Below are 23,987 nucleotides of genomic sequence, written 5' to 3'. Positions count from 1 at the left end.
CGGTAGCTCTGCGGAAAGCTCCCGAGTCTCCTGTCTCCCGATTCCGGTCAGGCTCTCGACCCGTAGGTCGCGAGGTACGCGGTGACGAGGCGACGTGATTCCTCGATGGTGGCCTCATCGCCGGTGCGGGAGTGCCGGAACGCCACATCGAAGAGCCGGCTGTCCGCCTCGAAAGCGAGCTGCACGACGAGCAGCGGGGTGTCTGCGAGCAGGAGCTCTTCCCGAATCAGCAGGTGCCACAACTGCTCTGCCTTGGCGTCGTCGAAGGTCTGCACCAGTTGGGTGAGCTTCTGGTGCCGTCCCGCGAACCACAGCTCGATACAGCTCGGGTACTCGCGGAAGTAGGCGAGCATTGTGTCGATCACTACGCTGACGGCGTCACGCAGGGTGAGATCCCGCGGCAGGTCCAAGTTCGCGGCGATGCGCGTATCGAGATCGCGCAGGTGGCCCTGCAACAGCTCGACCTCGACCTGATGCCGGTCGGCGAAGTAGTGGTACATCGACGCGGGCGGGATGCCGGTCCGGTCGCTGATCGCCTTGAGCGTCGCGGACTCGTATCCCTCGGCGCCGAGCAACTCCTCGGCGGCGTCGAGGATGGCCTTCCGGCGTGCGAGGCCCCGGCGCTGCACAGCAGTCTTGCGTGCGGACGACTGCTCGACGAACTCGACCACGATTCGAGATCGTATCAGCCGCGGATGATCGAAGAACTCGAGCCGAATAGCGCCCGCATCGAGATCGAACGGGAGCGGATCTCGGCGGCACGCTGCGTCAACATAGACAAGGGGGAAACGTTCCACGTCAGAGAAAGGCCGCTGAACAGAGCAAGCGAGGAGACATCATGACAGTGGTCCAGAACTTCATCGACGGCAAGCTCGTCGACTCGGTGAGCGGTGCGACGATGGCACTCGTCGACCCCGCCACCGGCGAGCAGTACGGCACCGCCCCGGTGTCCAACGAGCAGGACATCGACAACGCGTACGCGGCGGCGGCCAGGGCGTTCTGCGACTGGAAACGCACGACGCCGTCGCACCGCCAGAAGGCGCTGTTGGACTTCGCCGACGAGTTGGCGAATGCCGCCGACGCGCTGGTCCAGGCCGAGGGCCGCAACACCGGCAAGCCGAACCATGTCACCGCGGCCGCGGAGATCCCGCAGATGCTGGACCAGACCCGATTCTTCGCGGGCGCCGCACGAGTACTCGAGGGCAAGTCGGCCTGCGAGTACCTGGCGGGCCATACCTCGTGGATCCGCCGGGAGCCGATCGGCGTCATCGGGCAGGTGACGCCGTGGAACTACCCGATGATGATGGCCATCTGGAAGTTCGTTCCCGCGATCGCGGCGGGCAACACCGTGGTGCTCAAGCCGAGCGACACCACCCCGGTGACCACGGTGATGCTGGCCGAACTGGCCGCGAAGCACCTGCCGCCGGGCGTGCTCAACGTGGTGACCGGTGACCGGGTGACCGGTGCGGCGGTGGTCGCGCATCCGACCCCGCAGATGGTGTCGATCACTGGTTCGGTGGCCGCGGGCCGTGCGGTCGCGGAATCGGCCGGGGCCCACCTGAAGCGCACGCATCTGGAGTTGGGCGGCAAAGCGCCGGTCATCGTGTTCCCCGACGCCGATATCACGGCAACCGCCGTGGGTATCGCGGCCTCGGGCTATTTCAACGCCGGGCAGGATTGCACGGCGGCCACCCGGGTGCTCGGTCACGCGGCGGTGGCCGATGATCTGACCGCGGCGCTGGCCGAACAGGCCGGAAATGCGACAACGACGTTCGGCAGGACCACCGATGACGAGGACGCGTGGGTGCCACCGGTCAATAACGCCAACCAACTACAGCGGGTGCTCGGCTTCCTCGACGAGGTACCCGATCACGCTTCGGTCATGACCGGTGGGCACCGGCAGGGCGACCACGGGTATTACGTCGAGCCGACCGTCATCGGCGGTCTGCGGCAGTCCGACCGGCTGAGCCAGCGCGAAATCTTCGGCCCGGTGATCACCGTGCAGTCGTTCACCGACGAAGACGAGGCGATCCGGTGGGCCAACGGCGTCGAATACGGGCTGGCTTCCTCGGTGTGGACCAAGGATGTGTCGCGGGCGCTGCGCGTATCGGCCGCGCTCGACTTCGGCAGTGTGTGGATCAACACGCACACCGCGCTGATCGCCGAGATGCCACACGGCGGGTTCAAGTCGTCCGGGCACGGCAAGGATCTGTCGATGTACGGGCTGGAGGACTACACCCGCGTCAAGCATGTGATGGCCAAGATCGACTAGCTCGGTCAGCGCGCCCCGCTCACGAACTCATTTGCGTGGTACCGGAATCCGAGACCACGATCTCGAGTTCATCCGCCGCGTAGCGGGCGCGCAGGACCTTTTTGTCGAACTTGCCGACGCTCGTCTTCGGCACCTCGGGCACGAATGTCCAACGTTCGGGCAATTGCCATCTCGCCACTTTGTCGGCCAAGAACGCCCGCAGCGCACCCGCGTCGACCTGGGCTCCGGTGCGCAACGCCGCGGCGACGACGGGACGCTCGTCCCACTTCTCGTCGGGCACCCCGAACACCGCGGCCTCGGCGACGTCCGGGTGCGCCATGATCGCGTTCTCGAGTTCGACCGATGAGATCCATTCGCCGCCGGACTTGATGATGTCCTTGGCTCTATCGACCAGGGTCAGGTAGCCGTCCGAAGTGATGGTGCCGACGTCGCCGGTGCGCAGCCAGCCCGCGCGGAACGCGTCGGAGCCGACGGCGTCCGCCTCCGGCGAGTAGTAGGAGGCGGTGATCCAGGGACCGCGAACCTCCAGTTCTCCCACCGATTTTCCGTCGTGCGGCAATTCCGTGCCATCGTCGCCGATGAGGCGCGCTCGCACAGAAGCGGGAAAGCGGCCCTGGGTGACCCGGTAGGTGTAGGCCGCCTCGCCTTCGGTTTCCGGCGGGGGCCAGGCGACGCAGCCCAGCGGCGAGGTTTCGGTCATTCCCCAGGCCTGGATGATGCGGACACCGTGGCGATCCTCGAAGGCCCGCATCAGTTGTGCCGGCACCGCCGAGCCCCCGACCACCACCGCCCGCAGATGGCCCAGGTCACGTGGGCTCGCATCGACCGCGGCGAGTACGCCGTTCCACACCGTCGGAACAGCGGCGGCGAAACTGGGCCGTTCGGCTGCCATGAGCTCGAGCAGCGGCGACGGCTGCAGGAATCGATCGGGCATCACCAGCGACGCGCCCACCATGAGCGCCGCGTAGGGCAGGCCCCACGCGTTGGCGTGGAACATGGGCACGATCGCCAGCACCCGATCGCCCGCCCGGATGCCCATGCCGTCGGCGGTGCACGCGTGCATGGAGTGCAACCAGTTCGAACGGTGCGAATAGACCACGCCTTTCGGGTCGCCGGTGGTGCCGGAGGTGTAGCACATCGCGGCGGCAGACCGCTCGTCGAGCACCGGGAAGTCGAATACGGGCGGGTACTGGGCGAGCAGCGTGTCCAGTTCGTGTACCGCGACACCCTCGGGTGCGTGCAATGCGCTGGCGTCGCCATTGGCGACGATGACATGGCGGACGGTCCGCAGCGTCGGCAGTACCTGCGTGAAGACGGGCACCAGCGAACCGTCGACGATCACCACCTGGTCTCCGGCGTGGTTGGCCACATAGGTGATCTGTTCCGGAAAGAGCCGAATATTGAGGGTATGCAGCACCGCGCCCATGGCAGGCACCGCACAGTAGGCGACGAGGTGTTCGTTGTTGTTCCACATGAACGTGCCGACCCGGTCGCCGCGGCCGATTCCCAGCGCGGTCAGCGCATGGGCGAGCCGAGCCGCCTGCGCACCGAGTTCGTGGTAGGTCAGCACCCGCGAGCCGCTACCGGTCCAGGTGCGGACGGTGGCGTCGGCATGCACGGTGGTGGCGTAGCGCAGCAGCGTCGCCAAGGACAGCGGTTCGTCCTGCATCGTGCTCGGCATCGGCAGGTCGTGGTCGTTGTAAGTCATTGTGTGCTGGTCTTTCTCAGGAAGAGCGCGGCGTTGTCCGGGTACAGCGGCCGGCCGGGCCCGAGCGTGTCCCGGCCCGGCCGACCGCTGTCCTCAGCCGCGTAGCGCCGAGGCGAAAATCCCTGGCAGGGCGGCGATTCGGGGTTTCTTCGCGAAGTCGGTCAGGCGCCGCAGGGTCGTGGCGCCGGTGCGGTTGGTGACGAACCACGGCGGCTTCGGCGAGAGACTGAATTCCCCGTGCAGCAGCGACCGCGGCGCGGGACGGAACGGACCGCGGACCACGGTTCGTTCCGGTTCGGCGATCAGCAATGCGTTGTGCACAACACCGATTCCGCTCTGGATATCGGCCAAGGTGTGCCCGGGGAACGCACCCCACGAGGCACGGGCGGTGAGATACCCCAGGCCGGTCCAGGCGTTGACGGCGATGGTGCCGTACCGCAGCTCGGCCACCGCGGACTCGACCCGTGCACCGAGCCGTTTGATCGTGGTGGGATGGGCGACGATGTTCGCGCCGAGCGTGCCCACGATCTCCTCATTGCACACGCGGACTGCCCGCGCCAGGAATTCGGCTGGGTCGCCGGGCAATTCGATCACGCCGAGCACCGGGGCGAAGTATTCGGTGTGCAGCGCGGGTTCGTGGCGGTCCGGTGCCATGCCCTCGATGAGTGTGCGTGCGCCGATCGCCTGCGCCTGCGGATAGGTTCGGCGTGCGGCCGCGACGCGGTCCGCCGATCCGGGGTAATAGTCGGGCCGCTGCGGCGCACGGCCGATCGCCGCGCGGAGTTCGGCGAGGAACCGCTCCTTCTGGGGCCAGTCCGCGGAGACCACCGCTACCTGAGCGGCGATGCAGTTGTACCCGTTGTTGTGTAGCCGCTGCGTGGCCAGGTGTTCGGCCTGGAAGCGCAGGTCCGCGCTCGACCAGCGACCCGGCACCACGATTGTGGGCGAGACGCCACCGAGCTCGCTGGTGATGGGCTTGGTCAGCTGGGGCGTGCCCGCCGCCCGGTTCTTCTCGGCCTCGGCTCCGGTACCGAAGACGATGGCGTCATGGGTGATCGCGCTGCCGGTGATGTGCACGGCGTCCACCCCGGGGTGGTTCACCAGGGCCGATCCCACCTCCGGACCGCCCGTGATCAGTCGGAGGAAACCGCGCTCGATCATGGGCGCGAAGATCTTCTCGAGCACCGGCAGCAGCGGATCGGTGATCGGGTTGAGCTTCAGCGCCACCACCCGGTTGTCGGCGTACAGCTGGTACAGCACGTCCAGCGGGGCGATCGAGAAGATATTGCCCGCACCCAGCACCACACCGATACCGCCGGTATTGGTCGGCGTGCGCTGGCCCAGTCCCGCACGGGCGCGGACGGATTCGGCGTCGACGCCCGGCCGCGACCAGACCTCGGCGTGGAATCCATTGAGCAGCAGTGCGTCGAATATGCCGTGCGGGAACACATCGACGGCGGTACGGCCGCCGGGTGCCGGACGCATCGGGTATCCGTCGACCGGGCTGCGCCCCTGCTCCAGAGCCAGTAGGGATTCCGCGAGTGCGGCGGCACCGGTGAGCAGGGAGTACGGTCCGCTGACCCATTCCTCACCCAGCAGGGGCGAATCCACCGTCAGCTTCTTGATCCGCGCCGCGGTCTCGATCCACTCTTGCGCATGCCGCGCCGTATTGGCGTGGATCTCCTCCAGCAGTCGACGCCGGGCGGCCAAATCGGTTCGAGACCATTGGATTTCACCGCCTTTCAGTGCGGATACGGCGGCGTCGATGGTGGCCGTCACGGTTGCGGTCATGCTCGGTTTCCTTCCGATTCGGCGTCCTCGAGGACCATGACCGAAGCCTTCTCGGCGATCATGATCGTGGGCGCATTGGTATTGCCCCGGACTACCGACGGCATGACCGACGCGTCGGCCACGCGCAGACCGCGCACGCCGAGCACGCGCAATCGCGGATCAACGACGGCGCCGATCGCGCAGGTCGATGTGGGGTGGTAGAGCGTCTGCGCGGTGCGAGCCGCGAAGTCGAGCAGCTCGTCATCGGAATCGCCTGCGGGAGTGAGGAATTCGCCGGTAGTGCGCTCCTGGAGCGCGGGCTGGGCGGCGATCTCCAGCGCGCTGCGCAGACCGGCGATCAGGCTGGCGCGGTCTGCTTCGGTGCCGAGATAGTTGTGGCGGATGCGCGGCGCAGTGCCGGGGGCCGCGGAGCGCAGGGTTAGTTCACCGCGGCTGGTCGGGTTGATCAGGCATGGACCGAACGCGTAGCCGTGTTCGGTGGCGGCACCCATACCTTCGCCGTGGAACAGCACCGGGGCCATATGGAACTGGATATCCGGACCGGCGAGGCCGCTGCGAGTCTCGATGAATCCGCCTGCCTCACCGATATTGGAGGTCAGCGGTCCGCGGCCGGCTTCGTGCAGCAGGCCGAGGTTTTCCGGAGTGAGCGCGGTCATCAGCGACTCGTGATCGGTGCGGTAGTTGAGGAACACCGACAGGTGGTCCTGCAGGTTCTGCCCAACCGGCAGGTCGCGGACCACCTCGATCCCGAACGCCGACAGCTGTGCGGCCGGACCGACGCCCGACAGCAGCAGCAGCTGCGCCGATCCGTATGCGCCTGCGGTCACAATGATTTCGCGTCCGGCGTAGATCACGTCCGTGCTCCCGCCCCGGCCGATGACCACACCGGTGGCGCGGCCGTTCTCGAACACGACCCGGTGCGCGAGCGCGTCGGTGAGCACGGTCAGATTGGGACGGTCCGCGACCGAGTGCAGATAGGCGACCGCGGCGCTGCACCGCATGCCATTGCGCTGTGTCACCTGGTAGCGGCCGACGCCCAGCTGGCCGGCCCCGTTGAAGTCGTCGTTGCGGAGGTGACCGGCCTGTTCGGCGGCATGCAGAAACGCATCGCCCAGCGGATGCTGCGATCGGCCCTCACTCACCGTCAGTGGTCCGCCGACGCCGTGGTAGGCGTCCTTGCCGCGTTCGTTGTCCTCGGCCTTCAGAAAGTATGGAAGTACCTCGTCATAGCTCCATCCATCGGCGCCGCCCGCGGCCCAGCCGTCGTAGTCGGCACGCGCCCCACGGATATAGATCATCGCGTTCATCGAACTGGATCCGCCGACCACGCGCCCCCGCGGCAGATAGGCGCGACGGGAGTACAACCCGGCTTCCGGTTCGGTGTCGTAATCCCAGTCCAGCGGACTCTTGAACAGCGATGGAAAGGCGACCGGCAGATGGATCTCGTCCACGGTGTCCTGCGGCCCGGCCTCGACCAGGGCCACCCGGACCCGCGGGTCCTCGGACAATCGGCTGGCCAGCACGGATCCGGCGGATCCAGCGCCTACGACGACATAGTCGTACACGGTCGGCACCTCTCTCGAAATCACCTTGAAATCGGGGACCTATGACCCCGGTCACTGTCACTGTCGATACTGCGTGCCCGATGCGACGATCCACCATGTGCGCGGGTTTGCCGATCCCGGCTGCTCACTGTGCTCCAGCACACAATCGATCCAGAGCGAATGCCTACTATCGAGACCATGACCGTGCTGACCGAGCCGCCCGCGAATGATTCCGCCGCAGTGGCACGCACGCTGCTGGCGCAGGTCGACGACCTGACCGCCGAGCTCGTCGGCCGAATTCGCACCGGCGACCACGCCTACGCGGAATCAACGGCTCTCACCGACACCGAGCTGGGTTTCGTCGTCCGCGACAACCTCGTCGCCGTGCTGGGTCAGCTCTCCGGAAGCATCGGGCGCCGACTGCAACCCGCAACCGTGGTCGGCCGCTTCAAGGCCGAACTCGGTGTGCCCCTCGCCGCGGTGCTGCACGCGTATCGCTTGGCCGGACGACTGCTGTGGGAACGCGCGCTCGTCACGGCGACGGGCAAGAGCCTCGATGTGCTGCCGCAGCTCGGGTCGGAAATGTGGCGGATCATCGATGACTATTCGGGCGCGGCCGCCGATGCGTACGGCGACTATCTGGCCGAGCGCGTCCGGCGTGACGATTCCGAACGCCGTGCGATGTTGCGCAAGCTACTCGACGGCGATGCCGACGATCCGACCCAACGCGATATCGCTCGCGCACTTCACCTCCCGCCGCTGGGCAACTTCATCGTGGTACACGCCGAAGTCGATCCCAACCTGATGGAGCCACTGTTCGGTATCGAGGACCGACTGCGCGCCGAGCACGTCGAATCGATCTGGATCAGCGAAGCCGGTGCCCGAATCGGCCTGCTCAGCCTAGCCGCGACCCACGCTCTCGATCGGGTACTCGCGCGGTTTCGCGACCATGCCACAGGCCGCATCGGCCTGAGCCGCCCCTTCCCGACCGCCGGCTTTGCCAGTACCGCGCTGCGGGAGGCGGAACTCGCCGGACGTTGTGCACCACCGGGTACCGCCACCGTCACCGCCTACGGCAGCACGCCCATCCCGCTCGTGCTCGCGCACGCCCCGTCCGCGTCACGGGAGCTGGCCGACGATATCCTCGGCCCCGTTCTGGAACTGCCGCCCGAGGAACGCGACACGCTCCTCGACACCCTCGCCCTCTGGTTCGAATGCGGTGGCTCCAATACCGAAGTCGCGCAACGCCTGCACTACCACCGCAACACCATCCACTTCCGCCTGCGCCGCATCGAGACCCTCACCGACCGCCGGTGCTCGGATCCGAAAGCGGCCGCCGAGCTGTACGTTGCCCTGACCGCGGCACGACTCGCGGGACTGGATCCGGCCTGATCAACTGCCATCCCAGACGCAGCGCGCCGCTGATGGGGATGTCTGCGGACGAGTCGCGTCGGCCCGAGGTATCTCCATCGGGATTACGCCGGCCGTGGGCGCCAGCGTGGGTATCGCACCCTCGGCCGCGTTGACCCTGAGCATGGACTCGTCACCCAGCGTCACTTTCGCAGTTCAACCGAGCGTTTCCGTCAATGGCGGTATCGCCGGAACGCTCGAGGTAACCCTCGCACCGGGGGCCGTCACGGCGGTGGTTATCGGTGCGGCCAGCCTGGATCAGGACGCGACGTTCCCCTACACCTTCGGCCATACCAACACGCCACTGAACGTCAGCGCATGCGCGTCGCCCGCATCAGCCATGCCGTTCGTCACCGTGCGCGCCGACGGTACCAGCGGAACCGCCCAGACAACCGGCTATGGAACACAATTCGTGTTCTAGGAGAAACAATCCATTACCGCGGCACCGGCCGCCGTGGCCGTCACGACGGCAACGGCACAGGCCGCTCCCACGCCGGACGACGAATCCGGCTCCGCCCATTACGAAGTCACCCGTAGCGGCGACTCCGCGGTCCTCGCCGTCAGCGGCGGCACACCGCGCCAGCACCCTGTTCGCCGCCATCCAGCACTTCTCCACCATCCTCGCCCTCTGCCCGCCCGAACTCCCCTCCTGCAAAGACCCGGCGCAGGCCGCCGCACCCGCGAAATCGCCTGCCGCGACTGCGCGCTCAGCAACCAGGGCGCGCGGTCTCAGGGGGATCGGCGCCACCAACCATCGACTCATGTGTGCGACCGAATTCGAGGCGATCGTGCAGCGGTAGCCGGTGCCGGACCGCCGGTCACGGGGTCAGCAGGGTGTTCAGTTCTTCAGCGAACAGTAGGGCGGGATCGAACTCCATTCCGGTGAAGTGGCCGGCGAGTTCGAGCGAGAGGACGCCGTGCAGGCGGGTCCAAAACGACACGGCACGGTGCAGGGTCGTGGCCGGCACCGAGTGGCCGTCGGCCCATCCGCGGTGGTTCTCGAGGTGGGCGTCGAACGGCGTCGCCGGCTTTTCCGGGGGCAGCGCGGAGAAAGCCTCGATCAGCACCGACATGATTCTGGATGAGATCTCGGTGGTGTCCTCGGGTGCGTGGTATCCGGGGACAGGTGTGCCGTAGATGAGGAAGTACCGCTGCGGATCCTGCAAGGCCCATTCCCGCACGGTGAAGGCCAGCCCGGCCACGTCGGCACCGGAGTCGACCGCCGTCCGCAGAGCGTCGGCAAGGCTTCGGTAGGCGTCGCGGATGAGTTCGGTGATCAACTCGTCCCGACTGGCGAAGTACCGGTACAGGGCGGGGCCGCTCATGCCCACGCGTTTGGCGATCGCGTTGAGCGACAACGCGGATACGCCCGCCGTGGCGATCTGCGCCCAGGCGTGCTGCTTGATTTCATCGCACACCTGGGCCCGATAGCGCTCCCGCGAACTGGTCCCACCAGCTCCCATCAACCGCCTCCGCTCAGGCTTCGCGACAACAACGAGTTAGACCCTATCACTTTCTTTATTGACACTCACCCGTTCTGGTTATAGGTTCTAACTAAATCGAGTGGCCCTAACTACGAAGGTCGGCTCGAGGCCTGAACGAGGAGAGCAGCCATGTCCGACACCACACATACCCCCCGTCGCGGAGCCGGTGCCCGCACTGCCCTGTATCTGATCCCACTGGCCGCCGCGGTCCTGACCTCCGTCGCCGCGTGCAGTAACGACAACAACGACACACGCACCGGCGGCTCTGATCAGGCCGCGGCAACCACCGGGGTTCACCCCGCTCCGCTGACCTGCCAAGGGGCAGGCATCGACGACACCGCCCGGATCCGGTACCGGACCGAGACCTTTATCAAGGCCCCGCTGGACACCATCTGGGGACTGCACACCGACGTGGAACGCTGGCCCTCGTGGCAGCAGCCCGTCACCAGCATGAAGCGTCTGGACCAGGGACCACTGCGGGAGGGCTCGCAGTTCCAGTGGACGACTCCGGCGCCCGCCACTCCCACAACCCCTGCCACCACCCTGACCATCACGTCCTCCGTCCAGCAACTGCAGCAGGGCCAGTGCATCCGCTGGAGCGGACCCGCGATCGGCGACGGACTGCGCATCGACAACGGCGTCCACGTCTGGAACTTCACCGAGGTCGACGGCGGTGTGCTGGTACGCACCGAGGAGAACTGGACCGGCGCACAGGTCGAAGCCGATATACCCACCTCCACCGCCTTCCTCGGCGCAGGCCTCGAAGCCTGGTTGAAAGACCTCGCGGCCACCGCCGAAGCCCACCCCTGAGAGCGTTCGACCTGTTGATCCATTCCTCGCTGAGTTCACCGCTGGCTCGCGCCGTGGTCGGTTGCGAGAGGACCGATGCCGCCGATGTCGGTGTCGAAGCGGCCGATCGCGGCGGCTCGCTACGCAAAGGTGCCCCGCCCGCACGGGCGGGGCACCTTTACTTACCCCAATCCTGTTGAGGCACAAGCTCATCCGAGGGGTTGACCGACATCGAGCGGGTGTTCAACCCAGGGCGGCCTGCATGGCGACCCCGTCGACATAGGAGTGCTTCTCCTTGACAGCGCCGTTTTCGACGAGAACATAGTCCGCGAGGTCGACGCATACGGGATTGCCGGTTGCCGAGGTCCCGGTCAGCTGCCACTGCACCACCCAGAAATCCTCGCCGACGCGCAGCGAGACCAGGTGAACGGTCAGGTCGGGAACCAGGGCGAACGTCCCGGCAGCGGCCTCGCGGATTGCCGCCCGCCCGCGGGCGGGTTCCTGCCCCGAGTGCAAGTGGAACACCAAACCCTTCACCGACCTCGTCTCCGCTCCCGCAGCGCTGGACCAAGCGCGCCTCGCCTTCCGATGCCTGAGCCCGACCGACACCGGAATCCACACCTATGCCTCATCGCCGGCACGTGCCTTGATAGCTGCGAATCCCACACTCGCCGCAGGCATCTTCTCGGACGTGCTCGCCGCGTTCGACCGACTCCACCCCACCGACGCCGACGCTCTCGTGCAGACTGCCCTGGCCTGGTACGAACTCGGCGGCTCTACATCGGCCGTCGGTGCGCGCCTGCACCTGCACCGCAACACCGTGCTGCACCGTCTCGAGCGGAAAGAACAGCTCACCGGCTCAGTGTTCGTAGTGCCCGCCGACGCGGCACTGTTGTATCTGGCGCTGCAAACACGCCTACTGCGGCCCCGCGGCGAGGGGTCGTGACTTCTCTGCGGTATCTGCGGTTTCGTTGTCCGGCCGTTCCGCGATCCGCTCCACGAGGCTCGAGGCGATGAGGGCCACGGCCCGGTCGTCGTCGTGCGTCAGTTGTCGCAGGATGTCCAGCGCGATGGTGCCCGGCATCTCGGCGAGTGCCTGGGTCAGCCGCATCCGCGCCGCCGAGTCCGCTGTTTGCTCGGTGAGCTCGTCTACCAGCGCACTCATGATCCGGTCTGCCCACTTCGCGTCGCGTGCCAACCTTCCCAAGAGCTCGGCCGCCTCGACATCGTTCGGGCCCTCGATCACCGTGCCGAGAAGTGCTGGCACCGCCTCGGTCACGCCGCGCGCGCCCAGTGCCAGAGCCGCATTTCTGCGGACCGTTGCGTCGGCGTCACCGAGCGCGTCGATGAGCACCGCGGTCGCCTCGCCGCCCGGTAGCTCGGCGATGGCCAGGGTCGCGCGTCGCCGGACGTCGACGTCTGCTGAGCCCATGCCGGATGCCACGCTCGCCACACCGTCCCCGCCCGCTCGCGCGAGGGCCCACCGCAGGGCCCCGGCCACATTCGGATCGGATTCGGTGAGGATCGCCTCGGCCAGCAGCTCGGCGGGCATCGATATGTCCTCGGCCGGGGCCAGGACGGCCTGCTGCCGCCGGGCGGCACTCTCCGAACCGAGTCCGTGCAGGAGCTCGATAACGCGCAGGACATCTTGCCAGCCAGATGGCTCGGCCGCATCGACGGTCCGGAGCCGCTCGAGGAGTTCCCGCTCCCGGTTCAGCCGTTCTTCGGTCTTTCGGATGAGATCGCCGACCAGTGTGGACGGGCTGAATCCGGAATCGTCGAGAGCGCGTCCGATCTGACTCAGTGACAGTCCCAGCGACCGCAGCCCCTCCACATGGAGAATCCTGCGGATATCTTCGGGAGAGTATTCCCGGTAGCCACCCACGGTGCGGCCGGTCGGTCGCACCAGCCCGAGGGAGTCGTAGTGCCTGAGCATTCGGGCGCTCACCCCGGAGCGGCGCGCCACCTCGCCGATCAGCATGCCGTTCTCTCCTCCCGGTCCGGACCGAGCGCGAGGACCCGCCTGGCCTCATCGACGGCGAGGTCGAATCCGGCATCCGGGTCGCGCAAGAGCCGCTCCGTGGCATTGGCATGCGCACGTACCACCGGGTCGTGACTTGTCATCGCCGTCCGAAGGACCGGCTCGACCATATCGCCGAGCGCGACGAGAGCGCGGCTCAGGCTCAGCCGTACCTCCCGGTCGCCGCGGCCGAACTGGCTGGCGAGTTCCGCGGCCAGCCCTTCCCGCTCCCCGTCGGGCACGAGGACGACGGCAGCGCGCCATGCACTGCGCGCGACCTCGTCATCGGCATCGTGCAGCAACGACCGCGTGATCGCCGACCACGCGGTCGGGTCGCCGATCTTGGACAGCGTGTGCAACGCTTGGCTGCGGGCCTGCGCGCGCTCGGAACGCAGCTCCGCACGCAGTTTCGGAACCGTGATCTCCGATGGGAGACGGGTCAGCGCCCAAGTGAGCATGTCACGCACGAAGAAGTCCGGCTCGATCGCGCACCGCGCTACCACCGCATCGACGAAACCGGGATCGGGATGCGTGCCGACTGCCAGAGCCGCCTCGAGACGCGTCGAGGAGTTCCTTGCGGCAAGTGCGTCGAGCAGCCGCGTGTCCTGTGGATTCCTGTGTGTCGGGTTGATGGGGACCACCTCCGACAGCCAGTGAAGGCCTTCTCACAGTGACAAGGTCAAGGGCTACCTCACGCCGATGCCGTCGCGGAAGAAGTCGCTGAGCTGCTCGCCCAACGGCTTGGCGGTCTGGGTGTTGTAGTCGTTCCAGCCCTCTTGCTGCGCCTGCTGCAGGTAGTCGGGCAGCGGTCGGTGCAGTTCTTCGCTGACGGCTCGGTCGTGCAGCCGGCTCATCGCCTCGCGCAGGCTTCCGCCCGCCGCGGCGGTGTTGTCCAGTTCGAGTTCACCGTCGCGGGTCGAATAGTCGTAGAGCTCGTACTCCTCCTCGCGCGACGGGTCGATATCCGCGGAGCCCTGCACCCAGTGCGAGTAGCGGACGAACTTCGCGTCGGCGGTCCGGACGGCCACCACATGGCCGGGTGCGTCCTGGTCGAACAGCACCGCGGCCTCCTCGATGGAGTGCTCGTCGGTGGTGTGCACGATCCAGGGCCGTCCCGGCGCGCGCGGGTCGCGGCAGACTGCGGCGATGTCGTGTCTGCTCGCCAGATGGGCGTAGCGGTCGTCGCCGCGCCAGCCGTTGCCGCCCGTCCCGATGGTCAGCAGCAGTGGGGCGAGGTCGATGCTGGAGGTCAGCTGGGTGCGGGTGCCGGCCGCCGGAGTGAGGTCACCGCGCGGGTCGTAGACGAACAGCGGCACCCGGATGGCCTCGTCATAGGCTCCGCCGCCCTTGCCGTGCAGGCCGTGGGAGCCGGCGTAGTCACCGTGATCGGAGGTGAACACCACCACGGTATTGGCCGCCACCTCCGGACGGGTCGCCAGTTCCGTCAGTACCCGGCCGATCTGGATGTCCACCTGCTGCTGGAACCACAGGTAGAGATTGAGCAGGTCGATCCACTCCCGGTCGGCGTCGGGCGTGCCGTACGGGGCGACGCCGAAGGTCGCCGCCGACACCTGCACCAGGGCCATCTGCAGCCGAGGCTTGCGCGAGAGTTGTTCGAGGGTCTCGTGATTGGCGGGCAGGGTGTCGATCCAGCGCGGGATGTTGTTGAACGCCAAGGTGCGCCGGGTCCAGCGCGGCCACCACTGGACATCGTGCGGGTTGACCAGCGACACCGTCGTGCACCAGGGGCCTTGGCCCGCATCGGTATCGAACCAGTCGATGAACTGGTCGACGATCCGGCCGTCCATCTGCAGGCCCTGCTCGGGCGTGCCGTTGGGCGAAGGGTAGGTGCCGCCGTCGAAACCGTGGCGTGCCAACCCGCCCGGCGTCGTGTCGGCTTCGTGGCCCAAATGCCATTTACCCCACCACGAGGTGCGGTAGCCCTGTTCGCGCAGCATCGAGCCCCAGGTCGGGAAGCTCGGCGACAGCTGCGAGGTCGAAGTCGACAGACAGCCGGTCTGGTGTGAGTACAGGCCGGTCACCATCGCGCCGCGGGAGGGCGTGCAGTCATTGGCGGCGGTGTAGTGCTGTTCGAACGAGACCGACTTGGACCGCAATCCGGCGATGTTCGGCAGGATGGTGTCGAGCACGGGCTGGTCCGGGAACCACATGGGGGTTCGCATCTCGTCGACGATGACGACGAGAATATTCGGCTTGTCGGGGTGAATGTCCATGCGCGGCTGGGCGGATGCGCTCGGGCTCCCGGTGGTCATGGCGGCGGTCGCCATGGCGGCGGTCGCCGCCGCTCCGCTACCGAAGAACCCACGCCTGCTGATCGACATCGTGTCCTACTGCCTTTCGGTCGGGTGCTGAGAAGAAGCGTCCATGAAGTGGTTCACCACCGCAGCGAGCCGAGGACCGCTGTCCTCCTGCAGAAAATGTCCCGCGCCCTCGATCACCGTGTGCGGTTGACCGGAAGCCCCGGGAATCTTGCGCTGGAAGATCTTCTCGCCGCCGGCTGTGATCGGGTCGCCATCGGAGAAGGCGGTGAGCAACGGTTTGTCGAAGCGGGCCAACTCCTCCCAGGCCCGGCGGTTCGCCGCGGCGGCGGGGTCATCGGGCCGGGTCGGGACCAGGAGGGGGAAGGCGCGGGCACCGGCCTTGTAGCTCTCATCGGGAAACGGGGCGTCGTAGGCGGCCATTGCCTCAAGGGAAAGCTTTGCCCGGCAACCATTTTCGATAATGGCCCCCACCGGGAACCGCGGCGTCTCCTGCGAGAACCGCTGCCAGGCCAGAAAGGCGTCGCTCAGCGTTGCCGTTCCGTCGGGCAGTCCGGTGTTCGCCGTGACCACCCGGGCGAAGCGATCGGGATGTTCGGCGACGAGCCGCATCCCGATCAGACCGCCCCAGTCTTGGCAGACCAGCGTGATGGACGCGAGATCCAGGTGGTCGAAGAGCGTTTCCCGCAGCCATTCGACGTGGCGGGCGTACGTGTAGTCGGCTCGGGCGGCGGGCTTGTCGCTGCGGCCGAAGCCGATCAGATCCGGCGCGACACACCGCCGGCCTGCCGCGACGAGCACCGGAATCATGCTGCGATACAGGAAGCTCCAGGAAGGCTCGCCGTGCAGCAGCACGACGACTTCGCCATCTCGCGGGCCTTCGTCGAGGTAGTGCACCCGCAGGCGGGTGTCGCCGCCGTCACCGGCCGCGACCTCGACATAGTGCGGCGGGAACGGAAAGTCGGGCAGATCCGAGAACCGTTCCTCCGGCGTGCGCAGTACGTGCATGGTCCCGACACTAAATGTTCTTGCATCATGAGTGCAACTATTTCTGCGGCTTGTTAGGGTTATCCGCGATGGATGGACGCACCGCTCGGGCGGCAAGGAACCGTCAGGCGGTGCTCGATGCCGTGCTGGCGCTCACGGAAGAAGGCAATCTGCAGCCGACCGCACGGGCCGTTGCCGAACGAGCCGGGGTCGCGACCAGGTCGCTGTTCCATCACTTCACCGATCTCGAGTCGCTGTATGCCGACGCCGCCATGACGCAGATAGAGCGGCACTGGTTCCCTCTGCTCCGTCCGGTGACCGGCGATCCGGGTCATCGCATCGAGACCCTGGTCGAGCTGCGGGCCGAACTGTACGAGCGCATTTCGGGCACCCGCCGCGCCGCCGTGCTGCGCGAGCACGAATCCGCCGTGCTCGCCGAGCGTCTACACGAAAGCCGCGCCGCCCTGCGCACCCACCTGCGCGCCAACCTCCCCGAACTCGAGCGCCTCGCCCGACCCGCCCGCGAGGCCGCCTACGCCGCCGCGTCATGGGAGACCTGGGACGTACTCCGCCGCCATCAAGGCCTCTCCGCCAATGCCGCCCGAGCCGCCGTCACCGCTACCCTCAACGCCCTGCTCGCCCCCGCCGTCATCGACGGAACCCGAAAATAAATGTCGTGGCCGAGTGTGGCGAGGAAGGTATCGCGGCAGTTCGTGAACTCACCGATGAGGACAGCACCCATGCTGTAGTTCCTGGAGCGACGATCGGCGAGGTTCACCAGCCGATAGGAAACTGACAATCTATCGACTACCGGCACTGCGACCACGGATTCAGGTAGCCGTTCGGAATCATGCTGTCGAACAGCGTGCGCGCATCCGCGGGCAGTCGCAAGAGCTCGATGTAGGAGCCGAGCGGACCGCCGGGAAGGTAGACGAATTCCATGCCCATCTCCGCGACGGCGCAGTGTTGCACGATTTCGGCGCCGGCCGCCCGCGCCTGCGCCAGTGCGGCATCGAAATCGTCTGGTACCCAGGCGACGTGGTGCAGACCGGGGCCGGACTGTGCGAGCGCTTCGGTGTACAGGTTCGCACCCGAGACCGGTGCGATCAATTCCAGTTGCTGCCCGCCTGCGTAGCCGAGTGAACTGTCGATGGTGTAATCGGCCGGTGCACCGCGATAGCGGCATGTATCCGGGCCGAAACGCATGCGGGGCATCCGAACCCATTCGTCGACTCCGTAGCGTTCAGTGAATTCGCGTTCTGCCGCGTCGATGTCGTGGACAACCCACGCCAACTGGAAAATCGGGCCGGTTACGATACTCATTCGAGTGCTCCTTCTGTGTCACGGATCAGCTGGTGAAGAACATCCCGCCGGAATGAGGGCGGTGCGGGTGGGTTCAGTAGTCGGCGAGGCGGATGGCGTTGGCCGCGCGCTCGAGCGGCTTGATGATCGGGCGCAGCGCCAGGCCCTTCCACGGCATGTGCCGCAGCATGCGCAGCATGGTGGTCTGGGTACGGATCGCACGCTGGTCGGCCGCCACCATCTGAGTGGCGTTGTTCCAGCCCAGCGTCAGGTTTCGGGTGACGTAGTCCTGCATGGCGCGTTGGTAGCGATCGAACGCGATGTTGTGGTCGCCTGCGGCCGCTTTCAATTCGCCCGCAAGGACGTACGCGCCGACCAAAGCCATGCTCGTGCCCTGCCCGGACAGTGGCGACGGGCAGTAGGCGGCGTCGCCGACAAGTGCGACGCGGCCGTCGGACCACTGGTCGAGATGGATCTGGCTGACCGAGTCGAAGTAGAAGTCGGTGGATTCGGGCATGGCGCGGACCAAGTTCGGTGTCTCCCAGCCGGCGCCGGTGAAGGCGTCGGCCACCAGTTGTTGCTGCGCGTCGCGGTCGCGCCGGTCCGGCAGTTGTTCCGGCGCCTGGAAGATGAACTGGGCTTTGGCCGTGGTGCGCCGGGTGCTGTACACCTGCACCACTCGCCCGGGAGTCGGATGGACCAGTTCCCAATGGTCGAGATCCAGATAGTTCGGCACCGAGATCACACAGGCCGCCATGCCGGTATGCCGGGCGAATCGCTCCTCCGGCCCGAAGGCGAGGCGGCGCACCGCCGAATGGCTGCCGTCGGCGCCGAGCACCAGATCGAACACGCGCGGCTCGGCGTTGCGGAATCGCACGGTGACGCCGTCGGTGTGCTGCACCAGGCCGGTGATCGAGTCGCCGAACAGGTACTCGACCCCGCCTTTGGTGGCGTCGAACAGGATGTGAGCGAGATCGCCACGCAGTACCTCGTCGTCGCCGGGAGACCGCAGTCCGATCAACTGGGGTCCCAGTGTGGCCAGCGCCCTACCCGTGTCATCGACCCAGGCGCCGCCCCGCATCGCCGTCGAAGCCTTGCGGACTTCCGGCATCAGCCCCATCCGATCGATGACATCCATGGCCACGCCGCGAATGTCGACCTTGTAGCCGCCCTCCCGTAGCGTGGGCGCCTGCTCGACGACGGTGACGGTGAACCCATGACGGGTCAGCCAGTAGGCGAGTGCCGGTCCGGCGATGCTCGCGCCGGAAATGAGGACGGTCTTGTTGGTGAACTGTCGTGTCGCTGTCATGGGAACAGCGTCGGCCGCGGCGCTCACCACGCCCTCACCATCGGCTCACCGCCACTCACCGAGCAGTGCCGCCACCTCCTCCACCGAGTGTCCGATGCCACTGTCGAAGGCGATACGGAACGCTTGTTCTCCGAGTTCGGTGCGGCACCGTGCGGCGGTGTCGGCCGCCTCACCATCGCCCGCGTCGGGCATTCCGCGCAGCGCCTCGGCAGCGCCGAGCAGCAGCGCCCCCCGGGCGGTCTCGCCGAGCGCAGCGGCGACCCCAGCCAGGCCGACCACCGCGGCTGCGGCCACCGAATGGGATCGGTGACGGGTCAACTCGAACGCTTCGCTGTGCGCCGCCAGCCCGGCTTCGATATCTGCTTCGGCGAGCGAGACCCAGCCCAGTCCGATCAGGCTGCGCGCCCGGGCCTCCGCCATGCCGACCGAACCGTTGTCGGGCAGAGCGACGGCCGCGCCGTAGTACTCCCGGGCACCGAGCAGGTCGCCCGCCGCCCGGCCCAGATCGCCGAGCCCGCGCATCGCATTGGCGTGCGCGTCCGTTGCGCCCGCCGCCCGGGCCGATTCGGCGGCGCGGTGGTAAGCAGCACGAGCTCCGTCCGCGTCGTGGCAAGCGCCCGGCCCGCGAGCGAGAATGTCACCACGCCGGTTGAGCAGGTCGGCGGCATCGTCGCCTGCGCCCAGCTCGGTTTGCAGGACTACGGCCTCATCGATCAGGTCGAGCGCGGCTGTTCGTTCACCGCGCCAGTCGGCGACGGCGGCGAGCTTGTCGAGGGTGGTGGCGATCGCCCAGCGGTCGCGGGTGGCACGGAAACCCACCAGGGCACACCGAAGCTCGGGTTCGGCCACCAGCGGCTCACCGGACATGAGTAGGCGCAATCCCGTGCCCAGCCGCAGGAATGCCTGCGACCATTGGTCGGGACCGAAGAGCAGGCGCTGCCGTTCCGGAGGCAGGTCGAGCAACCCGCCGACTGTTGCCAGCAGGAACACCAAATGTGGCCGCTGGAGGGGGCTTTCGACACTGGATAGGGCCGCCGCCGCCCGGTTGACAGCTTCCGACGGCCCGGTTCTCGCCCGCGCGGCGACCGCCACGCACAGACCATGGTCCTCGACACTTGTCGCCGGATCGAGTGCGGGAAGTAGTGCGCCGGCGAGTTCGACGGTGCCGCCGGGGTGACCGCGCAGCCACCAGCACCATGCGTGGGCAGCGATGAGCCGTTGTGCCAGTACCGGATCGGCGCTCACCGACCAGCGCAGCGCGACCTGCATATTGTCGTTTTCGGCGCTCAGTCGCGTCAGCCAGTCCAGCTGGTCCGGGCCGCGCAGCTGCGGATCGGCCCGCTCGGCCAGGCCGGTGAAGAATCCCGCGTGGACACGTTGCAGCTGTTCACGTTCGCCGGATTCGGTCAGGCGGGCCAAACCGTAGGCACGGATGGTCTCCAGCATCCGGTAGCGGCCGCCGTGTACTTCCACCAGCGATTTGTCGGCCAGGCTGGCGAGCAGCTCGTCGGCATCGTCGAGCTCGCAGACAGACGCCGCGGTGGCGGCGGACGCGCCGCCGGCGAAGACCGCGAAGCGCCGCGCCATGAGGCGTTCGGCCGGTTCGAGCAGATCCCAGCTCCATTCCACTACCGCCTGTAGCGTCTGATGTCGTGGTTCGGCGGTTCGATCTCCTCGTGCCAGCAACCTGAACCGGTCGGAGAGCCGCCCGTCGATCTCGTCCACATCGAGATTGCGCAGACGGGCGGCGGCGAGTTCCAAGGCCAGCGGCAAGCCGTCCAGTCGCGCGCAGATGCGCCGCACGGTCGCGATGGTGCCCGCGTCGATGGTGAATCCGGGCCGCACCGCGGCGGCGCGGTCGGCGAACAGGCGGACTGCCGCGCAGCCGAGCTGGTCGGCCAGCGGCGCTTCTGCGGGCGCGATCGGCAGCTGCCCGATCGAGAGGACGGTCTCGCCGGTGATGCGCAAGGCTTCCCGGCTAGTTGCCAGCACCCGCAGGCCTGGGCAGTCGCGCAACAACCGATGGACCAGCCGCGCGGCGTCGAGCACCAGATGCTCACAGTTATCGAGAATGATCAGTGCGGATCTGCTGACAAGCATGGCGCGCAGCCGGGTCTCGGCATCTTCGCGCTCACCGGTGCCGTGCCCGGCGGTGGTACGGCCGCCGAATGTCGCCGCGATCTCATGCGCCATCTGCGCGCCGTCCACCAGCGCCGATAGATCCACGAAACACACCTCGCCGCGAGCCCGGGCGCCGACCTCCAGTGCCAGTCGGGTCTTGCCGGTGCCACCTGGTCCCGTCAATGTGACCAGACGAGCCCGAGCGAGCAACAACGCGATCTGCGCCAATTCGTCGTCGCGGCCGACGAAACTGGTGAGCTGGGCTGGCAGGCGGCGCATCACAGCCGCGGTAGCGGTGTCCCCGCGCAGAACCGCCAGGTGCGCCCGCGTCAGCTCGGCCGAGGGATCTGCCCCCAGCTCATCAGCGAGCAGCCTGCGGCCCTGCTCGAACAACTCCAGCGCCTCCGCCTGGCGGTCGGTGCCGGACAACCCGCGCATCAGCAGCGCCCGGGCCCGCTCTCGCAGCGGATGTGCGGCGACGAGTGGTGTCAGCATCGCGACCACCGCTCGGTGGTCGCCCAGCGCTAGCCCGGCCTCCGCGCGATCCTCCTGCACCGCCAGCCACGCCTCGGTGAGTCGGGTGACCACCGTCGCGGCGAACGGCGCATCGCGTACGTCGGCCAGCGCGGCACCCCGCCACAGCGCGGTAGCCTCGTCCAGCAGCGCAGCCGCGGCAGCGGAATCCCCGTCACGCAACGTGGTTCGACCGTCCTCGGCCAGCCGAACGAACCGATGCGCGTCCACCATGCCCGGGTCTATCGCGAGCCGGTAGCCCGCCGTCGAGGACTCCACCAGTTCGTCGGCGCCCGCTGTGCGCAGGGCACGCCGCAGCCGCGACACCTGGGACTGCAGCGCATGCCCGGCGTCGCCAGGCGGGTCCTCCCCGTAAAGATCGTCGATCAACCGATCCCGAGACACAACGCGCCCGGCCTCCGACGCCAACACCGCCAGCAGCGACCGCACCTGCGGCCCACCAACCGCAACCGGACTCCCGTCGGGCCGTCGCACCTCTACTGGACCCAGGATCCCGATCTGCACGATCGCCAGTATGGCCCGGTGATCGACAGTCTGGCGCGTGGGTGGGGGTCGCAGCCGGGACGATCAGTGCCTGACCAAGATCGCGCGCGTGTGGCGAGAGTCGATTTCGGCGGAGTGGTCTTCGGTCGTCCTCACGATTGCTCGGTCGCGATGGCGGGCGGACGAAGACGGGTTCGTAGCCGACCTCGGGGATCGACCTGGAGCCGCCTGGGGGAATCGAACCCCCGACCTTTTCATTACGAGTGAAGCGCTCTACCGACTGAGCTAAGGCGGCGTGCCTTTCGGCGTCGCGAGTCTATCGTCTCGACGGCCGGATCGCGAAAACGGGTGGTAGCGGGTCACGCGGATTGGGCGGCGATGAGGGTGGCGACCATGGCGGCGAGGGCGAAGCGGGGTTTGACGTTGAGGTCGAGGGCTTCGCGGCAGGCGAGGACGGCTTCGATGGAGCGGAGCAGGCCTTCGGGTCGGACGCGGTCGGCGAGGTCGTGGATCTGGTCGGACAGGTCGGGGTGGGTGAGGGTGACGCCGGTGCCGTTGCGGGCCGCGCCGAAGCGGACCGCGAGGGCATCGCGGTAGACGCCCGCGACGTCGATGAGGGCGCGGTCGAGGGCATCGCGACCGGTGCGGGTGGCGCGGGACTTCTGCCTGCGCTCCAAATCCTTCAGCACACCGGCCGAGCCCCGGGTCGCACCCGCGGCACCCTTGCCGGTGCCGCCAGCGCCGAGTGCGGTAGCCAACTCTTCCCGCTCGCGTTCGTCGCGGGCCGCACTCATCTGCTTCGCCTCGTCGTCGGCGGATTTCACCAATTCGTCCGCGGCCGCATATGCGGCACCGGGCCGCGAAACCGCGCCGACCAGCGCCAGCGCACGCTGACGGCGTGATCGGGCGTCCTCGTCGGTGGCCAGCCGCCGGGCCCGCCCGACATGGCCGCCGCTCACCGAGGCCGCCCAGTTGGCCGTCTTCTCATCGAGCTTGTCGCGCTCACGCAGCACCTGCGCGATGGCGGGCACCGACGGCGTCACCAAATGCACATGCCGACAGCGCGAGCGCAGCGTCACGGAGATGTCCTCCGGATCCACCGACGGCGCGCACAGCAGGAACACCGTGCGCTCCGGCGGCTCCTCGACAACCTTCAACAGCACATTGCCCGCCGCCTCGGTCAACCGATCGGCGTCCTCGATCAGCACCACCTGCCACCGGCCGGTACTCGGCCGTCGCGCGGCGATCTGCACGATCTCGCGCATCTCCTTGGTGCTGATGCTCAGCCCCTCCGGAATCACCCGCCGCACATCACCGTGCGTTCCGGCCATCGTGGTCGTGCACGCATGGCATCGCCCACACCCCGGCATCCCCTCGTCGGTGCACTGCAACGCGGCCGCAAAACACAGAGCCGCAACGGATCTGCCCGATCCCGGCGGCCCGGTGAACAGCCACGAATGCGTCATCGCCCCATTGCCCGCACCCCCACGCGCAGCAACCGAGGCAGCCGTCAACTCGGACTCGACCGTATCCTGGCCGACCAGTCGATCGAAGACACCCGCCACGCCGTACACCCTAACCGCCCCCACCGACAGGGTCCCGTCCGAGCACCACGACGGTGCTGAACCGCCGTTCGGCGGCCGCATGCCACCATCCGGGCGGCGACGGCCCGATTACCAGGGAGGTCGGCTGATCGGGATGCAGTCCGAGCCTGCGCAACGCGTCCCCGACGACCCGAACGTCGAACCGGCTACGCCAGCGGCCATCCGGACCGGGCCCGCAGCTTCGAGTCCAGCAGACTTCGTCAACGCTGAACGGCATCCAGTCGATGCCGCGCTCGCGCAGTCAAGCGCGCACAGCCGCCATCGGATGCGGACTGTCCACAAGGTGCTCATAGCCCGCGATGTGAACCCACTGACGACCGGTCACGCTCATGGTTCCATGATGCCGGTTC

Annotated in this window: 21 protein-coding genes and 1 tRNA gene; 7 read left to right on the top strand and 15 right to left on the bottom strand. The window is 67.7% G+C overall.

The genetic code is table 11. The annotated features are described in order from the left end of the window. Positions 1-47: 47 nt before the first annotated feature. The gene (locus ACQP2D_RS02330; protein WP_433682083.1) at positions 48-671 is read right to left on the bottom strand and encodes a TetR/AcrR family transcriptional regulator; all 624 of its coding nucleotides are present in this window, start codon (positions 669-671) and stop codon (positions 48-50) included. 24 nt (positions 672-695) lie between these two features. Here ACQP2D_RS02330 and ACQP2D_RS02325 point away from each other — a divergent pair, with 24 nt between their 5' ends. Both ACQP2D_RS02325 and ACQP2D_RS02320 read left to right on the top strand, forming a co-directional pair. Next, positions 696-842 (top strand): hypothetical protein, encoded by a 147-nt coding sequence (locus ACQP2D_RS02325; RefSeq protein WP_433682082.1) that lies wholly within the window; start codon positions 696-698, stop codon positions 840-842. Beyond that, positions 839-2,272 carry a gamma-aminobutyraldehyde dehydrogenase gene (locus ACQP2D_RS02320; protein WP_433682081.1) on the top strand — a complete coding sequence of 478 codons (1,434 nt, stop codon included), beginning with the start codon at positions 839-841 and terminating at the stop codon, positions 2,270-2,272. Before ACQP2D_RS02325 ends, ACQP2D_RS02320 begins: the two co-directional genes overlap by 4 nt. A gap of 19 nt (positions 2,273-2,291) precedes the next feature. Here the strand turns inward: ACQP2D_RS02320 and ACQP2D_RS02315 are convergent, their stop codons facing one another. The 3 genes from ACQP2D_RS02315 to ACQP2D_RS02305 form a co-directional block, all read right to left on the bottom strand. Further along, positions 2,292-3,953: a long-chain fatty acid--CoA ligase gene (locus ACQP2D_RS02315; protein WP_433685491.1), complete on the bottom strand. Its 1,662-nt coding sequence runs from the start codon at positions 3,951-3,953 to the stop codon at positions 2,292-2,294. Positions 3,954-4,073: 120 nt separating this feature from the next. Continuing rightward, complete coding sequence (locus ACQP2D_RS02310) at positions 4,074-5,771, bottom strand: aldehyde dehydrogenase family protein (RefSeq protein ID WP_433682080.1); 1,698 nt, start codon at positions 5,769-5,771, stop codon at positions 4,074-4,076. After that, positions 5,768-7,360 (bottom strand): GMC family oxidoreductase, encoded by a 1,593-nt coding sequence (locus ACQP2D_RS02305; RefSeq protein WP_433682079.1) that lies wholly within the window; start codon positions 7,358-7,360, stop codon positions 5,768-5,770. Before ACQP2D_RS02305 ends, ACQP2D_RS02310 begins: the two co-directional genes overlap by 4 nt. A 153-nt stretch (positions 7,361-7,513) precedes the next feature. On the opposite strand from ACQP2D_RS02305, the gene ACQP2D_RS02300 reads away from it, so the two are divergent. Both ACQP2D_RS02300 and ACQP2D_RS02295 read left to right on the top strand, forming a co-directional pair. Continuing rightward, positions 7,514-8,707, top strand: coding sequence for a PucR family transcriptional regulator (locus ACQP2D_RS02300; protein ID WP_433682078.1), 1,194 nt, complete (start codon positions 7,514-7,516; stop codon positions 8,705-8,707). After that, positions 8,697-9,146: an MspA family porin gene (locus tag ACQP2D_RS02295; RefSeq protein ID WP_433685490.1), complete on the top strand. Its 450-nt coding sequence runs from the start codon at positions 8,697-8,699 to the stop codon at positions 9,144-9,146. The genes ACQP2D_RS02300 and ACQP2D_RS02295 overlap by 11 nt, the downstream gene beginning before the upstream one ends. 397 nt (positions 9,147-9,543) lie before the next feature. On the opposite strand, the gene ACQP2D_RS02290 is transcribed toward ACQP2D_RS02295, so the two are convergent. Then, positions 9,544-10,188, bottom strand: coding sequence for a TetR/AcrR family transcriptional regulator (locus tag ACQP2D_RS02290; protein ID WP_433682077.1), 645 nt, complete (start codon positions 10,186-10,188; stop codon positions 9,544-9,546). Positions 10,189-10,338: 150 nt separating this feature from the next. Between ACQP2D_RS02290 and ACQP2D_RS02285 the strand changes: the two genes are divergently transcribed. Further along, positions 10,339-11,019 (top strand): SRPBCC family protein, encoded by a 681-nt coding sequence (locus ACQP2D_RS02285; protein ID WP_433682076.1) that lies wholly within the window; start codon positions 10,339-10,341, stop codon positions 11,017-11,019. Positions 11,020-11,241: 222 nt separating this feature from the next. Here ACQP2D_RS02285 and ACQP2D_RS02280 read toward each other — a convergent pair whose 3' ends face one another. Next, the gene (locus tag ACQP2D_RS02280; RefSeq protein WP_433682075.1) at positions 11,242-11,535 is read right to left on the bottom strand and encodes an ester cyclase; all 294 of its coding nucleotides are present in this window, start codon (positions 11,533-11,535) and stop codon (positions 11,242-11,244) included. A gap of 154 nt (positions 11,536-11,689) precedes the next feature. Between ACQP2D_RS02280 and ACQP2D_RS02275 the strand changes: the two genes are divergently transcribed. Further along, positions 11,690-11,944 carry a helix-turn-helix domain-containing protein gene (locus ACQP2D_RS02275; RefSeq protein WP_433682074.1) on the top strand — a complete coding sequence of 85 codons (255 nt, stop codon included), beginning with the start codon at positions 11,690-11,692 and terminating at the stop codon, positions 11,942-11,944. Here ACQP2D_RS02275 and ACQP2D_RS02270 read toward each other — a convergent pair. From ACQP2D_RS02270 to ACQP2D_RS02255, 4 genes are read right to left on the bottom strand one after another with little or no spacing between them, the layout of a single operon-like run. Continuing rightward, positions 11,915-12,979, bottom strand: a complete 1,065-nt coding sequence (locus ACQP2D_RS02270; RefSeq protein WP_433682073.1) for a MerR family transcriptional regulator — start codon at positions 12,977-12,979, stop codon at positions 11,915-11,917. The genes ACQP2D_RS02275 and ACQP2D_RS02270 overlap by 30 nt on opposite strands. Next, complete coding sequence (locus tag ACQP2D_RS02265) at positions 12,973-13,659, bottom strand: HEAT repeat domain-containing protein (protein ID WP_433682072.1); 687 nt, start codon at positions 13,657-13,659, stop codon at positions 12,973-12,975. The genes ACQP2D_RS02270 and ACQP2D_RS02265 overlap by 7 nt, the downstream gene beginning before the upstream one ends. Positions 13,660-13,704: 45 nt before the next feature. Further along, the gene (locus ACQP2D_RS02260) at positions 13,705-15,360 is read right to left on the bottom strand and encodes a sulfatase-like hydrolase/transferase (protein ID WP_433682071.1); all 1,656 of its coding nucleotides are present in this window, start codon (positions 15,358-15,360) and stop codon (positions 13,705-13,707) included. A 6-nt stretch (positions 15,361-15,366) separates the two neighbouring features. Beyond that, positions 15,367-16,305, bottom strand: a complete 939-nt coding sequence (locus ACQP2D_RS02255; protein ID WP_433682070.1) for a haloalkane dehalogenase — start codon at positions 16,303-16,305, stop codon at positions 15,367-15,369. 68 nt (positions 16,306-16,373) lie between these two features. On the opposite strand from ACQP2D_RS02255, the gene ACQP2D_RS02250 reads away from it, so the two are divergent. Continuing rightward, on the top strand, positions 16,374-16,955 hold the full coding sequence (locus ACQP2D_RS02250; protein WP_433682069.1) for a TetR family transcriptional regulator: 582 nt from the start codon (positions 16,374-16,376) through the stop codon (positions 16,953-16,955). A gap of 136 nt (positions 16,956-17,091) precedes the next feature. Here ACQP2D_RS02250 and ACQP2D_RS02245 read toward each other — a convergent pair whose 3' ends face one another. The 5 genes from ACQP2D_RS02245 to ACQP2D_RS02225 all read right to left on the bottom strand — a co-directional run bounded on the left by ACQP2D_RS02245 (position 17,092) and on the right by ACQP2D_RS02225 (position 23,598). Next, a complete protein-coding gene (locus ACQP2D_RS02245) occupies positions 17,092-17,607 on the bottom strand; it encodes a VOC family protein (RefSeq protein ID WP_433682068.1) in 516 nt (171 codons plus the stop codon). A gap of 73 nt (positions 17,608-17,680) precedes the next feature. Beyond that, the gene (locus tag ACQP2D_RS02240) at positions 17,681-18,895 is read right to left on the bottom strand and encodes an FAD-dependent monooxygenase (protein ID WP_433682067.1); all 1,215 of its coding nucleotides are present in this window, start codon (positions 18,893-18,895) and stop codon (positions 17,681-17,683) included. 45 nt (positions 18,896-18,940) lie between these two features. Then, a complete protein-coding gene (locus ACQP2D_RS02235) occupies positions 18,941-22,054 on the bottom strand; it encodes a BTAD domain-containing putative transcriptional regulator (RefSeq protein WP_433682066.1) in 3,114 nt (1,037 codons plus the stop codon). Positions 22,055-22,252: 198 nt separating this feature from the next. Next, positions 22,253-22,328: transfer RNA gene (locus ACQP2D_RS02230), tRNA-Thr, on the bottom strand. A gap of 64 nt (positions 22,329-22,392) precedes the next feature. Further along, positions 22,393-23,598 carry a DNA polymerase III subunit delta' gene (locus tag ACQP2D_RS02225; protein WP_433682065.1) on the bottom strand — a complete coding sequence of 402 codons (1,206 nt, stop codon included), beginning with the start codon at positions 23,596-23,598 and terminating at the stop codon, positions 22,393-22,395. Positions 23,599-23,987 lie beyond the last annotated feature (389 nt).

The organism is Nocardia sp. CA-119907, from assembly GCF_050955995.1.
In the GTDB taxonomy this organism is placed as follows: domain Bacteria; phylum Actinomycetota; class Actinomycetes; order Mycobacteriales; family Mycobacteriaceae; genus Nocardia.
This window is presented reverse-complemented; position numbering and strand designations above follow the sequence as displayed.

What these genes read in the sequence shown, in the direction of transcription:
- ACQP2D_RS02325 (WP_433682082.1), top strand. Translation starts at nt 696, where the DNA reads ATGATCGAAGAACTCGAGCCGAATAGCGCCCGCATCGAGATCGAACGG.
- ACQP2D_RS02320 (WP_433682081.1), top strand. Translation starts at nt 839, where the DNA reads ATGACAGTGGTCCAGAACTTCATCGACGGCAAGCTCGTCGACTCGGTG.
- ACQP2D_RS02315 (WP_433685491.1), bottom strand. Translation starts at nt 3,953, where the DNA reads ATGCCGAGCACGATGCAGGACGAACCGCTGTCCTTGGCGACGCTGCTG.
- ACQP2D_RS02310 (WP_433682080.1), bottom strand. Translation starts at nt 5,771, where the DNA reads ATGACCGCAACCGTGACGGCCACCATCGACGCCGCCGTATCCGCACTG.
- ACQP2D_RS02300 (WP_433682078.1), top strand. Translation starts at nt 7,514, where the DNA reads ATGACCGTGCTGACCGAGCCGCCCGCGAATGATTCCGCCGCAGTGGCA.
- ACQP2D_RS02290 (WP_433682077.1), bottom strand. Translation starts at nt 10,188, where the DNA reads ATGGGAGCTGGTGGGACCAGTTCGCGGGAGCGCTATCGGGCCCAGGTG.
- ACQP2D_RS02285 (WP_433682076.1), top strand. Translation starts at nt 10,339, where the DNA reads ATGTCCGACACCACACATACCCCCCGTCGCGGAGCCGGTGCCCGCACT.
- ACQP2D_RS02270 (WP_433682073.1), bottom strand. Translation starts at nt 12,979, where the DNA reads ATGCTGATCGGCGAGGTGGCGCGCCGCTCCGGGGTGAGCGCCCGAATG.
- ACQP2D_RS02260 (WP_433682071.1), bottom strand. Translation starts at nt 15,360, where the DNA reads ATGTCGATCAGCAGGCGTGGGTTCTTCGGTAGCGGAGCGGCGGCGACC.
- ACQP2D_RS02255 (WP_433682070.1), bottom strand. Translation starts at nt 16,305, where the DNA reads ATGCACGTACTGCGCACGCCGGAGGAACGGTTCTCGGATCTGCCCGAC.
- ACQP2D_RS02250 (WP_433682069.1), top strand. Translation starts at nt 16,374, where the DNA reads ATGGATGGACGCACCGCTCGGGCGGCAAGGAACCGTCAGGCGGTGCTC.
- ACQP2D_RS02245 (WP_433682068.1), bottom strand. Translation starts at nt 17,607, where the DNA reads ATGAGTATCGTAACCGGCCCGATTTTCCAGTTGGCGTGGGTTGTCCAC.
- ACQP2D_RS02240 (WP_433682067.1), bottom strand. Translation starts at nt 18,895, where the DNA reads ATGACAGCGACACGACAGTTCACCAACAAGACCGTCCTCATTTCCGGC.